Source organism: Caballeronia sp. LZ035, assembly GCF_031451175.1.
In the GTDB taxonomy this organism is placed as follows: domain Bacteria; phylum Pseudomonadota; class Gammaproteobacteria; order Burkholderiales; family Burkholderiaceae; genus Caballeronia.
Genome location: NZ_JARUXS010000001.1, coordinates 2,789,050 through 2,803,981 on the forward strand (window position 1 = coordinate 2,789,050; position 14,932 = coordinate 2,803,981).

18 protein-coding genes are annotated in these 14,932 nt (G+C 62.7%); all 18 read left to right on the forward strand.

Going from position 1 to position 14,932, the window contains the following annotated elements; genetic code table 11:
* Window positions 1–88 precede the first annotated feature (88 nt).
* The 18 genes from QCE88_RS13130 to QCE88_RS13215 all read left to right on the forward strand — a co-directional run bounded on the left by QCE88_RS13130 (window position 89) and on the right by QCE88_RS13215 (window position 14,928).
* Window positions 89–628, forward strand: coding sequence for a ParB/Srx family N-terminal domain-containing protein (locus QCE88_RS13130; protein WP_187605713.1), 540 nt, complete (start codon window positions 89–91; stop codon window positions 626–628).
* Window positions 625–1,401, forward strand: a complete 777-nt coding sequence (locus QCE88_RS13135; protein WP_309902477.1) for a protein Mom — start codon at window positions 625–627, stop codon at window positions 1,399–1,401. Before QCE88_RS13130 ends, QCE88_RS13135 begins: the two co-directional genes overlap by 4 nt.
* A complete protein-coding gene (locus tag QCE88_RS13140) occupies window positions 1,373–1,837 on the forward strand; it encodes a phage terminase small subunit P27 family (RefSeq protein ID WP_187605712.1) in 465 nt (154 codons plus the stop codon). Before QCE88_RS13135 ends, QCE88_RS13140 begins: the two co-directional genes overlap by 29 nt.
* Window positions 1,803–3,629 carry a terminase TerL endonuclease subunit gene (locus QCE88_RS13145; RefSeq protein ID WP_309902480.1) on the forward strand — a complete coding sequence of 609 codons (1,827 nt, stop codon included), beginning with the start codon at window positions 1,803–1,805 and terminating at the stop codon, window positions 3,627–3,629. The genes QCE88_RS13140 and QCE88_RS13145 overlap by 35 nt, the downstream gene beginning before the upstream one ends.
* 8 nt (window positions 3,630–3,637) lie before the next feature.
* Window positions 3,638–4,243 carry an HK97 family phage prohead protease gene (locus QCE88_RS13150; RefSeq protein ID WP_309902482.1) on the forward strand — a complete coding sequence of 202 codons (606 nt, stop codon included), beginning with the start codon at window positions 3,638–3,640 and terminating at the stop codon, window positions 4,241–4,243.
* Window positions 4,240–5,733, forward strand: a complete 1,494-nt coding sequence (locus QCE88_RS13155) for a phage major capsid protein (RefSeq protein WP_309902484.1) — start codon at window positions 4,240–4,242, stop codon at window positions 5,731–5,733. The genes QCE88_RS13150 and QCE88_RS13155 overlap by 4 nt, the downstream gene beginning before the upstream one ends.
* A 69-nt stretch (window positions 5,734–5,802) precedes the next feature.
* On the forward strand, window positions 5,803–6,126 hold the full coding sequence (locus QCE88_RS13160) for a hypothetical protein (RefSeq protein ID WP_309902486.1): 324 nt from the start codon (window positions 5,803–5,805) through the stop codon (window positions 6,124–6,126).
* 70 nt (window positions 6,127–6,196) lie between these two features.
* Complete coding sequence (locus QCE88_RS13165) at window positions 6,197–7,600, forward strand: phage portal protein (RefSeq protein ID WP_309902488.1); 1,404 nt, start codon at window positions 6,197–6,199, stop codon at window positions 7,598–7,600.
* A complete protein-coding gene (locus QCE88_RS13170) occupies window positions 7,593–8,576 on the forward strand; it encodes a hypothetical protein (protein WP_309902490.1) in 984 nt (327 codons plus the stop codon). The genes QCE88_RS13165 and QCE88_RS13170 overlap by 8 nt, the downstream gene beginning before the upstream one ends.
* Entirely contained in the window at window positions 8,573–8,878 is a 306-nt protein-coding gene (locus QCE88_RS13175) for a head-tail connector protein (protein WP_309902492.1), read from the forward strand. The genes QCE88_RS13170 and QCE88_RS13175 overlap by 4 nt, the downstream gene beginning before the upstream one ends.
* Window positions 8,879–8,880: 2 nt before the next feature.
* Window positions 8,881–9,261, forward strand: a complete 381-nt coding sequence (locus tag QCE88_RS13180) for a phage head closure protein (RefSeq protein WP_309902494.1) — start codon at window positions 8,881–8,883, stop codon at window positions 9,259–9,261.
* Window positions 9,222–9,761, forward strand: a complete 540-nt coding sequence (locus QCE88_RS13185; RefSeq protein ID WP_309902496.1) for an HK97-gp10 family putative phage morphogenesis protein — start codon at window positions 9,222–9,224, stop codon at window positions 9,759–9,761. The genes QCE88_RS13180 and QCE88_RS13185 overlap by 40 nt, the downstream gene beginning before the upstream one ends.
* Before the next feature lie 3 nt (window positions 9,762–9,764).
* Window positions 9,765–10,121: a DUF3168 domain-containing protein gene (locus QCE88_RS13190; protein ID WP_309902499.1), complete on the forward strand. Its 357-nt coding sequence runs from the start codon at window positions 9,765–9,767 to the stop codon at window positions 10,119–10,121.
* A complete protein-coding gene (locus QCE88_RS13195) occupies window positions 10,118–11,065 on the forward strand; it encodes a hypothetical protein (RefSeq protein ID WP_309902501.1) in 948 nt (315 codons plus the stop codon). Before QCE88_RS13190 ends, QCE88_RS13195 begins: the two co-directional genes overlap by 4 nt.
* Window positions 11,066–11,068: 3 nt before the next feature.
* Complete coding sequence (locus tag QCE88_RS13200; RefSeq protein WP_309902503.1) at window positions 11,069–11,419, forward strand: hypothetical protein; 351 nt, start codon at window positions 11,069–11,071, stop codon at window positions 11,417–11,419.
* A gap of 504 nt (window positions 11,420–11,923) precedes the next feature.
* Window positions 11,924–13,780 carry a hypothetical protein gene (locus tag QCE88_RS13205; protein WP_309902505.1) on the forward strand — a complete coding sequence of 619 codons (1,857 nt, stop codon included), beginning with the start codon at window positions 11,924–11,926 and terminating at the stop codon, window positions 13,778–13,780.
* A gap of 9 nt (window positions 13,781–13,789) precedes the next feature.
* A complete protein-coding gene (locus tag QCE88_RS13210) occupies window positions 13,790–14,242 on the forward strand; it encodes a phage tail protein (RefSeq protein WP_309902507.1) in 453 nt (150 codons plus the stop codon).
* The gene (locus QCE88_RS13215) at window positions 14,239–14,928 is read left to right on the forward strand and encodes a phage minor tail protein L (RefSeq protein ID WP_309902509.1); all 690 of its coding nucleotides are present in this window, start codon (window positions 14,239–14,241) and stop codon (window positions 14,926–14,928) included. The genes QCE88_RS13210 and QCE88_RS13215 overlap by 4 nt, the downstream gene beginning before the upstream one ends.
* Window positions 14,929–14,932: the final 4 nt, after the last annotated feature.

Consider the following 14,932-nt stretch of genomic DNA (forward strand, 5'->3'; position numbering starts at 1 on the left):
AATTTTTCGGCGGCGGCAGGACACCTAGCCCGCTGCTTTTTTTTCAGAAATCCGTTCTATCGCCGGGCCTGCCCGATTAGGAGTTTCAATGGACCAGCCTGCTAAAGATGCCCCGGCCCGCGCTCAGTGGCCTGCGGCAAAGGTGCAGCTATGGGACATCGAGAAACTGATTCCGTATGCGCGCAACGCCAAGCAGCACTCAGCGACGCAGATTGCACAGCTCGCGGCGAGCATGCGCGAATGGGGCTTCACGATGCCGGTTCTCGCCGCCGAGGATGGCACGATCATCGCCGGTCACGGTCGGGTCATGGCTGCGAGACTGCTCGAATGGGAGCGCTTGCCGGTCATGATCGCGAAGGGTTGGAGCGACGCGCAGCGCCGTGCGTATGTGCTCGCCGATAACCGTCTCGCCGAGTCACCGTGGGACGATGAACTGCTCGCCGTCGAACTCGATGCCCTTGCCGCCGACAAGTTCGACATGTCGCTGCTCGGCTTCACAAACGACGAGATGGACGCCCTTGCGAAGGCCGGCGAATTTGGCCCCGGCGCGGCAAGCGATCAGGGCGACCTGTCGCGTTTGCAGCCGATCATCTGCCCGCACTGCGGCGGTGAGGTCCCGCGACCATGAGCATGCCCGCTCGCCAGTCTGAAGCCCTCGGAGCGAAACCCGCTCTGCGCATTGATTGGGCGACAGACGAGGCCGTTGCCTATGCCTGCGGTCACTGGCATTACTCGCGCTCGGTCCCGGTCAGCACGAACGTCAAGATCGGCGCTTGGGAGGATGACCGCTTTATCGGTATCGTCCTGTTCTCACGCGGTGCGAACCGCCATATCGGCAACCCCTACGGCCTCACGCAGACCGAGTGCTGCGAGCTATCGCGCGTCGCGCTTCGCGATCACTGCGCGCCGGTCTCGCGCATCGTCATGCTCGCCGTCAAGTTCCTGCGCCGTGCTTCGCCTGGACTCCGGCTGATCGTCAGCTACGCCGACACCGTGCAGGGCCATGTCGGCGGCATCTATCAGGCGATGGGCTGGATCTATACCGGCGTCGGCAAGACCAGCCGCGTCGTCGTGGATGGCGAGGTCCTGCACGGCAAGACCGCATCGAGCCGCTACGGCAAGCAGGGTTTCAACCTGAAGTGGCTCATCGCGAATGTGGACCCGAAGGCGACCCGCATCGACGGCGGCGACAAGCACCGCTATCTGCTGCCGCTCGATAACGCGATGCGTGCTCAGGTCGCGCCGCTTGCCAAGCCTTACCCGAAGTTATCAACCCCGCGCGAGAAGCAGGCGATGACCGGTCCCACCGGTACAGCGGCGGCGCAGCACCGACCCTCGCGCTCCATCCTTCAGACGGTGACCCATGCCCGGCATGCGAAAAGGTCGCGGAACCGTACCTAAGAAGCCGACGCATCTGCGCGTCATCGAAGGCACGACGCACAAGAACCGCAACCCGTATGAACCCAAGCCCGAACTCGCCATCCCCGACCCGCCGACGCATCTGTCACGGTCGGCGCGTGCCGAGTGGGACCGGTTGAGTGCGCACCTGTTCATGCTCGGCCTGCTCACGCACCTCGATCGCGGTGCGCTCGCTGCCGTGTGCGCGGCCTACGGTCGCTGGGTCGATGCCGAGGAAGCGCTCGAGAAAATGGGCCGACCGCTGCTCTACAAGACGACCAACGGCAACTGGATACAGCATCCGCTGATCGGCACCGCGAACCGGGCCGCATATCAGTACGTGCATCTGGCCGCCGAGTTCGGTCTCTCACCTTCGGCACGCGCGAACATTCGCGTGAATCCCGATGACCACAAAGACCCGGCCAAAGCGTACTTCTGAACCGGCGTTCGATCCGGTCACGCAATACGCACGGGACGTCAGCGAGGGAGCGATTGTCGCGGGGCCTGACGTGCGCGCAGCCTGCCGCCGTCATCTGCACGACCTGCGGCACGGCAAGGCGCGCGGCCTGCGGTGGGACCTCGAAGCCGCCATGCGCATCATCAATTTTTATCCCGATGTGCTGCGGCTGAACGGTGGCGAGTTTGAGGGCGTGCCCTTCGGCCTGCTGCCGTGGGAAGCGTTTGTCGTTGGCTCGCTGTTCGGCTGGAAGCGCGCGGACGACTCGCGACGCTTCCGCGAAGCCTATGTCGAGTCGGCGAAGGGTTCCGGCAAGTCGCCGCTTGCCGCAGGTGTCGGCCTCTACATGCTCGTCGCCGATGGCGAGGAACGTGCCGAGGTCTATGCGGCAGCAACGAAGAAAGAGCAGGCGCAGATTCTGTTCCGCGATGCCGTCGCGATGGTCGATCTATCCCCGGCGCTGACCGCACGCATCACGAAGTCAGGCCGCGCCGAGCGCACGTTCAATCTCGCGTACCTGCACAAGGCTTCGTTCTTCCGCACGATCGCGAGCGACAGCACCGGCCAGTCGGGACCGCGCCCGCATTGCGCACTGATCGACGAGATTCACGAGCACAAAGATCGCACTGTCATCGACATGATGCAGGCGGGCAAGAAAGGCCGACGCCAGCCGCTCATTTTCATGATTACGAACTCGGGCTTTGATCGCACGTCGCTCTGCTACGAGAAACACGAGTACGGGCAGAAGGTCGCCGCGCAGCAGTTAGAGGACGACGCATTCTTCGCGTTCATCTGCTCGCTGGACGAAGGCGAGGACCCGTTCGAGGACGAGGCCTGTTGGGTCAAGGCGAATCCCTCACTCGGGCAGACCATTCAACGGTCCTATCTCGATGAACAGGTGCGGCAGGCGCGCGGCATGCCGTCGCTCGAATCCACGGTGCGGCGCCTGAACTTCTGCCAGTGGGTCGATGCCGCCGATCCGTGGATCAGTCTTGACCTGTGGACACCGTGCGAGGTCGGCGCACCGACGCTCGCGCAGCAGCTTGCCGAGCAGGAAGCAGGCGCGGCGCTCTGGACGAAGGTCGTCGAGCAGGCCATGACCGAGCGCGATGCGCTGCTTGATCGCATGAAGGGCCGCGACGTGCTCGGCGGTCTCGACCTGTCCGGTACGCGCGACCTCACCGCGCTTGCTGCTGCCTGCGTGCAGGACGATGGCAGCGTCGATGCGCTTGTTGAATTCTGGACGCCTGATGCGACGATCGACGAACGCTCACGCCGTGACCATGTGCCGTATCCCGTTTGGTTGAAGGCTGGTTTCCTGCACGCATCGAAGGGCCGCGCGATCGACTACGCCGATGTAGTCAAGCGCCTCGCCGAACTCGATGCTTTCCTCACGATCGCCGGTATCGCGTTCGACCCGTACCGGATCAAGTACTTCGAGCAGGACCTCGACGATGCCGCGCTTGCGCTCAAGCTCGTGCCGCACGGTCAGGGTTTCCACCGCGCCGCGGGGTCGGGCCTGTGGATGCCGCGCTCGATCGAACTGATGGAGCAGCTTGTGTTCGACCGCAAGCTGCGCGTCGCCTTCAATCCCTGCCTGCGCTGGAACGTCACGAGCGCGGTCACCGACACCGACCCGAAGAACAACCGCATTTTCAACAAGCGCAAGGCGACCGGCCGCATTGACGGCCTCGTTGCCTTGACGATGGCCGTCGCGCTGGCGCTCGCAGGTGAGACCGAGCGCCAGCCCGAGTACCAGATGTTTTTCCTGTGAGGTCAGCCATGAAACTTGAACGGGCTTACACGCTGCTCGACGTGCGCAGCAGTGACGAGGAACAGCGCACCATCGAAGGCATCGCCAGCACGCCGACACCGGACCGCTATGAGGATGTGGTCGAACCTCTCGGGGCGAAGTATGCCCTTCCGATGCCGCTGCTGTGGCAGCACCGCAGCGATGCGCCTGTCGGTCATGTCGAGTTCGCCAAGGCTCAGGCCGATGGCATCCCGTTCAAGGCCCGCATCCTCAAGACTGACGAACCCGGCAACCTGCGCGACCGGCTCGAAGAGGCTTGGCAGTCCGTCAAGCTCGGCCTCATTCGCGCCGTGTCGATCGGCTTCCGGCCGCTGGAGTACTCGATGATGGACGGCGGCGGTCTGCGCTTCCTGTCGTGGGAGTGGCTGGAGCTATCGCTCGTCACCATCCCCGCGAACGGCGAGGCAACCATCAATGTAGTCCGCAGCATTGACGCCTCGGAACGGGCCGCGTCCGGCCAGAGTTCGAACCGTATCGAAACACCTGCATCGCATGTCGTGCGCCTGCATGACGACCCACGCTCGCGCGCTCGCGAACCCTTCGTGATTCAAACCATCCATCGGAGCGTGAAATGAAGTTCACCATTCAGGAACAGATCGCAGCGTTCGAAGCTCGCCGCGCGAGTGCGAGCACCCGCATGATCGAAATTATGGAAGCCGCCGCCGAGGCTGGCGCGACCCTCGATCAGGCACAGCAGGAGGAGTTCGACACGCTCGATCAGGATATCAAGTCGATCGACTCGCATATCGGTCGGCTCAAGTCCATCGAAGCCCAGGTCGTGCGCACCGCATCGCCGATCATCGTCACCGACCCGACGAGCGCCAGCAATGCGCGCGCAGGTGTGGTGACGACCGGCGCGGCCTCACGCAGCCCGGTTATCACAGTGCATCAGAACGTCGCAAAAGGTACGGCCTTTACGCGGTACGCGATCGCACTCGCACGCTCGCACGGCAACCTGATGCAGGCAGTCGAAATCGCTCGCGGCTGGCATGACAGCACGCCGCAGGTTGAAACCGTCCTGCGTGCTGCTGTGGCCGCAGGCACGACAACCGATCCGGCATGGGCCGCGCCGCTGGTCGATTATCAGAACATGACCGGCGAATTCATCGAACTGCTGCGGCCTGAAACGATCATGGGCCAGATCACTGGCTTTCGCCGTGTGCCGTTCAATACGAAGATGCCTGCGCAGACCTCGGGCAGCAGCGCGCAGTGGGTCGGTGAAGGTCAGCCGAAGCCCGTCAGCAAACTCGGCTTCGCGACCGTCTCGCTCGGCTTCAGCAAGGCCGCAGGCATCGTCGTGCTGACGGACGAGCTTGTACGGTTCTCGAACCCGAGCGCCGAGGCGATCGTACAGCGTGACCTCGTAGAGACCATCGCGCAGTTCCTCGACATTCAGTTCATCGACCCGAGCATCGCCGCAGTGGCGAACGTGCATCCGGCTTCAATCACGAACGGCGCACCGAACATTCCCGCGAGCGGGCCGACCGCTGATGACCTGCGGCTGGACGTAGGCACGCTGTTCGCGATGTTCGTGCAGGCCAACATGTCGATCCGTGGTGCGTACTGGATCATGGACCCGGTAATGGCACTCTCCATCGGCATGCTGTCGAATGCCCTCGGACAGGCCGAGTTCCCCGGCATCAACATGAACGGTGGCGTGTTCTTCGGCCTGCCGGTCGTCGTCTCGGCGAACGTCCCGCACCATGCGAGCACTGGCGCAAGCGACCCGGCGACGACCATGCTCGTGCTCGTGCTGCCGTCTGAAATCCTGATGGCCGACGATGGCGGTGTGACGCTCGATGCTTCGCGCGAAGCGTCGTTGCAGATGGACGATGCACCGGCTACCCCGGCGACGCAGCTTGTCAGCATGTGGCAGAACAACTTGGTCGCGCTGCGCGCCGAGCGGTTCATCAACTGGCAGCGTCGCCGTGCGCAGGCGGTCGCCTATATCAGCGGCGCACGCTACGGCGGCAATTTCATCATTCCGACGCCGCCTGTGAACGAGGGCGAGAACGGCGAGCAGCAACGAACCGACGAAGGCCTTGTAACGACGACACGTAGCTAAATTAGCAACGAGGCACACGAGGGCACGACCGGCGACGGCGTGCCCTTTCTTTTTATCTTGGTGGCAACCATGAAAGTGTTCGCGAACCGGTCGTTCTCCTACGCCCGCACGCAGTACGAAAAAGGCGACCCGATCGAGATGCCCGAGCGCGACGCGAAGCTGCTCGAAGCGACCGGGCGTGTGGTGCGTGACAGGCCGCAGGAGCAGGCAGCAGCAGGCACCAGCAAGCCTGAGGAAAAACGCAGCAGGCAACCCAAGCCCGAGCGCCAGCAGGCCCCTGAGCAGCCGCCTGTGCAGGCTGACGATGACGACACCAAGGGCCGCAAGCGAAAGAGCGGCTACAAGCGTCGCGACTTGACTGCCGAGGATCGCAGCGAACACGAGGACGACTGACATGCGCATTTTCGGCTTTGACATTGCCGTGTCGCGTGCAGGCCCGCGCGGTGTCACGGCTCCTGTCCCGATGAACGCACAGACGGTCGGCAGCGGCCTGCTCGGGCCGTTCGGTAGCGGCGGCTGGTGGCCGCTGATTGTGCGCGAAGCCTTCACAGGTGCATGGCAGCGCAATGTCGAACTGCGGCCCGAGACCATCCTCGCGTATCACGCCGTCTATGCGTGCATCACGCTAATCAGTGCCGATATCGGCAAGCTCGCGGTCCGACTCATGAAGGCCGATGGCGAAGTCTGGATACAGGGCGCGTCGCCTGCATTCTCGCCTGTGCTGCGCAAGCCGAACCGCTACCAGAACCATATCCAGTTCGTCGAAAACTGGATCATGTCAAAGCTGACGCGCGGTAACACGTATGTCCTGAAGGAACGCGATGCGCGCGGCGTCGTGGTCGCCCTCTATGTGCTCGACCCGAGCCGCTGCCGTCCGCTCGTCACCGAGGATGGCGCGGTGTATTACCAGCTTGATATCGACTACCTCGCGGGCGTGACCCCGCCCGATGATGGTCAGCAGTTCATCGTCCCGGCGAGCGAGATCATTCACGACCGCATGAACTGCCTCTTTCATCCGCTCGTCGGCACGTCGCCGCTGTTCGCCTGTGCGCTCGCTGCTCGTCAGGGCCTCGCGATCCTGAACAACAGCGCCGAGTTCTTCGAGAACGGTGCGGAACCGGGCGGCATCCTCGTCGCGCCGGGTGCGATCAGTGACGAGACTGCGAAGCGGCTCAAGGAACGTTGGGAGGCGAACTACGGCGGCGTCAATCGCGGTCGCATTGCCGTGCTCGGCGATAACCTCAAGTACGAACCGCTGATGATGAAAGCCGTCGATGCGCAGCTGATCGACCAACTCAAGATGACCAGCGAAATCGTGTGCACGGTGTTTCACGTACCGGGCTATATGGTCGGCGTCGGCACCGCACCGACCTACAACAATATCGAAGCCCTGAGTCAGAACTATTACTCGCAGTGCCTGCAATCACTGATCGAGTCGTTCGAGCTTTGCATGGACGAAGGCCTTGCGCTGCCGCCTGACTTCCGCACCGAGCTTGACCTCGACGGCCTGCTGCGCATGGACACCGCGACCATGATTAAGACGCTCACCGATGGCGTCGGCGGCGGCATCGTCGCACCGAACGAAGCTCGGCAGCGGCTGAACATGCGGCCCGTCAAGGGTGGCTCAACGCCGTACCTGCAACAGCAGAACTATTCGTTGGCCGCACTCGACGAACGCGATCGCAACGGCCCGTTCGAGAAACCTGCCGCCCCTGCGCCGGTCGGCGGTCAGCCTGCGAGCACTAGCGGAAACCCCGAGAACCCGAGCGAGGACGACAGCACGAAAGAGACCGAGCAGGTCCGCACGGCTCGCTGGTTTGCCCGGATCGTCAACGGCCTGACCGAGGGAGCGGACGACCATGCGTGACGTAATCACGATTCCCGATGCCTTGCTTGACGTCATCGCCCGCGCGATCAGGCAGCACGTTCAAAGCTATTTCACCGCGCTCGCCGCTCGCCTCGATGCGCTCGAAAAATCAGCGGCGCGCGAGCCGGTCGTGAACGTCACGAGCTTCCCGGTGAAGGATCACAGCGAGGCCATCGAAAGTCTTCGGCGAGGGCATGAAGAGCACGGCCGTCAGATTGCTGAAGATCGGCGGGAGTTCGATCGACTGAGTCTCTCTGTGCAGGCAAGCTGTGCGACGTTGGCGGAACGGCTAGATGCGCTGGGCAGCGCAGTAGCACGCGACACCGTTGCAACCATGCCACCCCCCCACGTAACGGATCATAGCGACGCAATCGAAATCCTGCGGCATGCACAGGACGAACATGCGCGGCAGATCAACGACGAACGCCGTGACCTCGACCGTCTGCAACACGGTATCGAGTCAATTCGCGAGCAGATCAAGACGTTGGAAGGTCGCGAGACCCCGGTGCCGAAAGATGGTGAGCCTGGGCGTGACGCCTTCGAACTCGACGTGCTGCCGTTCATCGACTTCGCCCGCGACTATCCGCGCGGCACGCTCGCCCAGCATCAAGGCGGTTTGTGGCGCGCACACGCAAATACGCACGGCGCGCACGGCTGGGCCTGTGTGGTCGATGGCATCGCATCCACGAAGGTGACGATGGACAGCGAACGCAGCTTCACGGTGCATATCGAGCGCTCAGGCGGTGCGCATGAGACCGCGACCTTCGCGCTGCCGGTCATGATCTATCGCGGCGTGTTTGTGGCGGGAGAAACATACAAGGCCGGTGACGTAGTGACATGGGCCGGGTCGCTGTGGCACTGCAATGCGACGACCGACACGAAGCCCGACGCGGGCGGCGATGCATGGACGCTTGCCGCGAAGCGAGGTCGCGACGGCAAGGATGCGCGCATGTCGATCGTAGGAGCGGCAGCATGAACGGCGACCTCGTAACCGTCGATCAGGCCCGCGCGGCCCTGCGGCTCGACGATGACTTCCCCGACCTCACGATTCAGATGGCCGTGACCAATGCGAGCGATTCGGTCATCGCCTATCTGAAGCGCGAGCCGTACACCGACGACGATCCACCGCCGCCGAACGTGCAGCAGGCGACCTTGCTGCTCGCGGGCATCTTTCTGCGTGACCCGGACGGCACCGAGGCGCAGACATGGGAGCAAGGCTATCTGCCGGGGGCTGTCTGCAATCTGCTGCATCAGCGGCGTGACCCGGCGATGGAGTAGCGATGGCGACCAAGACAACCGGCCTCGCCGCAGGCCCGCTGCGTCATCAGGTGCAGCTACAGAGTCCGGTCGTGCAGATCGACGACGCGAGCGGCGAGCCGGTCATCACCAATTGGCAGGACGAAGGCAAGCCGGTATGGGCCGCGATCGAAAGCCTGAGCGGTCGCGAGTGGCTGCTCTCGGCTGAGTTCCGCGCAGGCGTGACCACACGCATCCGCATGCGCTGGCGTGAGGACGTATCCGCGCAGTGGCGTGTCATCCATACACGCAAGACCGGCGCAACGATTTACAACATCGACGCGGTGCTGCCGCGCTTCGAAGGCATGTCGGAGACGCATCTGATGTGCAGCAGCGGCGTCGTCACTCAGGGTGGACAGCCATGATTAAGATCGACTCGCATGTCGAAGGCCTCGCCGAGCTTGACCGCTTCCTTGCGACCCTGCCCGAGGAAGTGCAACGCAAGATGCTAAGCGGCAGCTTGCGCGACGCGGCCAAGCCGATCATGGATCAGGCCGCGCTCAATGTGCTGACGCTGTTCGGCGGCTCACCGCGTTCGAGCGGTGTGCTGTTCTCCCATATCACCCGCAGCAAGACGAAACGTACCGGCCTCGCGGCCCGCGTGAACGTCACTCTGAAGCGCCCGCGCGGCGCAGCGGCGAAGCAGGCCCGCCGCATCAATGGCGTCTATAAGCCCTTCGGCGATGACCCGTTCTATGGCCGCTTCCTTGAGTTCGGCACCTCGAAGATGCCTGCCCGTTCGTGGCTGCGCACAGCAGGCATTGCGAAGCAGGACGAGGCTGGCACGACGATGAACCGCGCCCTGCAAAAGCGCATGGCCGCATGGTGCAAGCGCAATGGCGTGCGCTTCATGCCGGGAGTGTGAGCGATGACCGGGGAACAGCTATTCGACCTGCTCGATAGCGTCATGCCGGGCAAGGTATTCACGCCGATCGCAAAGACCGGCACGCCCGAGCCGTATCTGATCTATCAGGACATCACGAGCCTGCCGCAGAACTCGATGTGCGGTTACGCGAACCTCGATCACGTCATCTGGCAGGTCGATAGCTATGCGAGCTCACGCAAGGAAGCGAAGGCAAACATGGCCGCTGTTCTGCGTACCTTGCGGGCCTACGACCCGCAGCCAACCATCGAGAACATGCAATCGCTGTACGAGGTAGAGACGCGGCTTAATCGCCGCATGGTGCAGGTCAATACGTGGGAGTCAACTGGAGAGACAGCATGAAAAAAGCCATCAGCGCGCAAAACACCAAGATGTATTTGGAGAACCCGAACGCCGCGCCGGTGGCAACGGGCAAGGTGTCGAGCGCAAGCAAGTCGCAGCCGTGCTACCTGACGTTCGATGATGCATCGAAGCTGAAGAACGGTGCGCCGCTCTATCTCACTGGTACAGGCTGGGCGTCGATCGACAATCAGGAATGGGTGCTGCAAGACTTGGACCCCGATGCCAAGACCGGCGCGCTTTATAACAGCGACACGTCGAAAGAGACCACCGACTTCAGCACGCTCGCGATGTACACCGTCAATGCCTTCGCCGATGTGTGCGCGCAGTCGTACTCAATCAATCAGAACCCGGCGACCTCGATCGACACGACGACCCTGTGCGATGACGAAAAAACCTCGCTCGTCGGCTTCCGCGATCCGGGGACGCTGACCTTCGATTTTTTCATCGACCCGACCGACCCCGACTATCTCGCCTTGCTCGATGCCTACGACGATGGCGAGGAACGCATGTTCGAAATCATCTATCGCAACGGTGCGGTTCGGACCTTGCCCGTCATCGTGCAGTCGATCAACGAGACAGGCGGCGTCGATCAAGCCGTGCATGGTGCGGCGACGCTCAAGATCACAGGCACGCCGGTTCTGACGCAGCCCAAGGCAGAACCCACCGCAGCTTATGGCCTGTCGGTCGGCGTGACACCCGCAAGCGGCGACTCACCGCTGCACGTCACGATGAACCTCACCGAGCAGAACGGCGCGGCGGCGAAGTTCGCGATCACATGGGGCGACGGCTCAGCGGTCGAAACCCTGATCGCGACTAAGACGACAACCCATGTCTATGACACGGCAGGCACCTATACGTCGAGCGTCGTTGCGACGGTCGGCACCAAGGCGCAACCAGCCGCCGAGGGCAATCCGGTGTCGGTCAATAACCCGAGCGGAGGCTAAGCCATGAACGACATGAAGCTGCCGCCGCCACCTGGCCCCAAGGGTAAGAGCCACCCGCCGAGCTTCGACCTCACGAAGCAGCAGGAGGTCGTCGAGACGCGGGCCTTCGGAAAGGTCACGGTCAACGATGTAGGCGCGGACATGTTCGAGCGCATCGCCGTCGATGCGAAGAACGATAGCGACCTCATGTTGCGCATGCTGCTCGTCGCTGCTGCGGTCGGCCCGAACGGCGAGCGCTTCACGGTCGAGAGCCTCTCGGCCTTTCCCGCGCGCTGCTTCGGCGATCGCGCGAAGCTGCTGCACGCCGCTGCGCGTGTCAATGGCCTGTCGGGTGACGAGGTGGAAAAAGCCTGACCGCTCCCGCGACGCGCCTCGTCTTTGCAGTAGCAGCGCACCTGCATATGACGGCGGGCGCGGTCAGAGCAACGATGGACGCGCACGAACTCATGTGCTGGGCTTACCTGCTCAATGAAGCAGCGAAGCCACCGCCCGCACCTGAGCCTGAGAAGCCCCTCGAACTGAGCGTCGAGGACGAGATAGCGGCATGGAGGTGACACGATGGCCTCGGCAGGTTCCCTGATTTTCGAACTCGCCGCCGATGTGTCGCGCCTGCGCGCGGACATGGCGAAGTCGCAAAGCATCATCCAGTCGTCGCTCGACAGCATCGCGAAGTCATCCGCCGCGAGCGCGGCAATGGCGGGCGCTCAGTGGGCGATGGCGTTCGCGAAGGGATTCGCCGACAAGATCAAGTCGGCGATCGACCAAGCCGATGCCCTCGGCAAGCTGTCGCAGCGCCTCGGCACGACGACGCAGGAACTATCGGCCTTGTCGTACGCAGGCAGCTTCGCGGCCGTGTCGATGGATGACCTGACCGCAGGCCTTAAAGGTCTGAACAAGTCACTGCTCGAAGCACGCGACCCGGTATCGGACTCCGCTGCCGCATTCAAGGCGCTCGGCCTGAACGTGAAAGAGCTTCAGGCGATGGACCCCGGCAAGGCCTTCGAAGCTATCGCGACGCAGTTCACCAAGTATGCGGATGGCGCGCAGAAAGCGGCGGTCGCCAATCAGGTGTTCGGCAAGCAGGCACAGGTGTTAATCCCGTTGCTCGATGGTGGCGCGGAAGGTATTGCGAAGGCCCGCGCCGAAGCTGAAAAGCTCGGGCTGATCGTCAGCGGCTCGACCGCGCAGGCCATGAGCGATTTGAATGATGACCTGACGCGCATCGGCAACCTGACCAAAGGCGCGGCGGCAGTGATGGCGACCGAGCTTCAGCCTGCCATTACTGAAGTCGCACGCATCCTCGCCGAGGCGGCGACCGAAGGCACGGTCTGGAATCAGATGTTAACCAGCATTACATGGTCATGCAAACAGGCCATGTCGGTCATCATCGGCCTGACCGGAACTATCTCTGCATTCTCCCGCGTCACGACTGCACTCGGGCAGGCCCTGAACCAGCCGGCCAGCCTTGAGGGCATGAAGAACGCCGCGAGCCTTGTCTCGAATGCGTGGAATCAGGCACGCGATGACCTCTCCAAGGTTCACGATGCGCAGCTGCGCGTCACGGCATCCGCGAGTCAGTCACAGAAGGCGATCGCCGCCGAGGCCGAGGCCGGAAGGAAGATCGACGGTCGTCCGGTGTTGCAGTTCACGCAGAACCTTGACGCGAATGCCGCCGCCGCGAAGAAAGCAAAAAAGGAAGTGGACGAGTACGCGAAGATGCTCGAAAGCCTTCAGGATCAGTATCGCAAACTCGCCGCCGAAGGCGACCCCATGAAGGAGCTAACGACCGATCCGAAGTATCAGGCGATGGCGAAGTGGCAGCAGGACAACCTGCGAGCACAGGTGCAGGCCAATGAGGATTTGAAGCGTGCGATCGACGCCCGCACGCAGGCTCAGGAGAACGCGAACAACGAGGACGCGCGGCAGTTTCAGGATGCTGCCGCGAAGATGAAAGCCGAGCAGGATCATATCGACGCGATATGGGCGTTCGCCGATGCACAGTCCCGCGCGGTCGATCCGACGATCGCCTATAAGGAAACCATCGACCAGTTGAACGAGGCCCTGGCCGATGGCGCGATCCTGCCGGATAACTATTCGAAGGCAGTGACGAAAGCCGCCGATGACCTGAAGAAAGCACAGAACAAGATCGACCCGATGGAGGCCTCGCTCAAGTCATTGCAGCAAGCCATCGAAGGCTTCGGCAAGCAGTCGTCCGATGCGATGGTTGACTTCGTGTTCGCGACCAAGGATGTATCGGTGTCGTTCGGCCAGATGATTAGCTCCATCCTGAAAGACCTCGCCAAGATGCTGGTCTATCAGAACGTCATGAAGCCGCTGTTCGGCATGATTAGCGGCGGCGTCACTGGCGGCGGCTGGACATGGGGCGGCACTGGCAACCTCATGAGCGCGACGCCCCGCATGAGCGGCGGGCCTGTGTTTCCGGGCCAACTCTATGAGGTCAACGAGTTACCCGGACGCCGCGAGTACTTCATTCCCAACGTCCCCGGCAAGATCGCCACCGACGCAGGCGCGTCGGGCATGCCGAGCGTGACCGTCAACGTCCATATGCATAAGGACGATAGCGCGACACAGGACACTAAGGCGACCAACGAGCAGGCCGCCGAACTCGGCAACCGCATCGCCGCTGTATGCCGACAGGTGCTCGTCAGTGAGAAGCGCTCGGGCGGCATCCTCGCACCTGCGGCGGCACGCTAGGAGCCGATCATGACTGCGTTCGCAACGAAGCTGGCAGCGCCGCTGCCGACTTCGATCATTGACGGTGCTCGTCTGTTCGCCGACACCGAGCCGATACTCGTGCCGCAGGCCTCGGGCCTCATATTCGATTGGTGCGTGACGACCGCGAGCTATGACCTTGAGCCGCGCATCATCAAGGCGCAGTTCGGCGACGGCTATGCACAGCGCCGACCCGCAGGCATCAATACGCAGGCCTGCATGTGGTCTATCACGATCCGCAACGCTACCGAGAAAATTGCAGGTGAGGTCGTGCAGTTCCTGTCGGCCCGCAACGGTGTCGATGTTTTCAACTGGACGCCGCCACGGCAGACGGTCACGCAGGATGTTATCTGTCCATCGTGGAACCTCACGTATGGCGACATGCTTCAGAACGGCGACCTGCTCTATAACCTGTCGTTCAAGTTCGAGCAGGTGTTTCTATGAGCGTCAAGGGCGACATTCAAGGCCTCTCGCCGAGCGCCGAAATCGAACTCTTCACGCTCGACCTCGCACGCTATAACGAACCCGCGCTGCACTTCCATGCAGGCACGAACAGGCTCGAAAGCGATGTCGTGTGGCAGGGCGTGACCTATCAACGCTATCCGGTACAGGTCTCGGGCTTCGAGTGGAAAAGTCAAGGCACGCTGCCCCGCCCGCACTTCGCAGCGTCGAATGTGACCGGCATTATCTCGGCACTGTGCCGCCTGTACTCGGACCTCGTAGGCTGTCCTGTCATCCGCAAGCGCACGCTGATGCGCTACCTCGATGCGGTCAACTTCCCGAACGGCAATCCATTCGCGAACCCGAATGACGGCTTCCCCGATGACGTGTTCTACGTCAATCAGAAGCTGCGCGAATCGCTCGACACGATCGAGTTCGAACTCGCGACCGCGTTCGACACTGAAGGCAAGCTGCTGCCCGGTCGGCAGGTTATCTGCAACTCCTGCCCGTGGGCCTATCGCGGTGACGGCTGCGGCTATGCAGGCCCGCCAGTCGCCGATATCAATGACAACCCGACAGCCGACCCGACGCAGGACAAGTGCGGCAAGCGCCTGAAGTCCTGCAAGCTTCGGTTCGGCGCGGGCTGGATGGCCTTCGGCGGCTTTCCGGGCGCTGGTCAGTACAGGTGAGCGA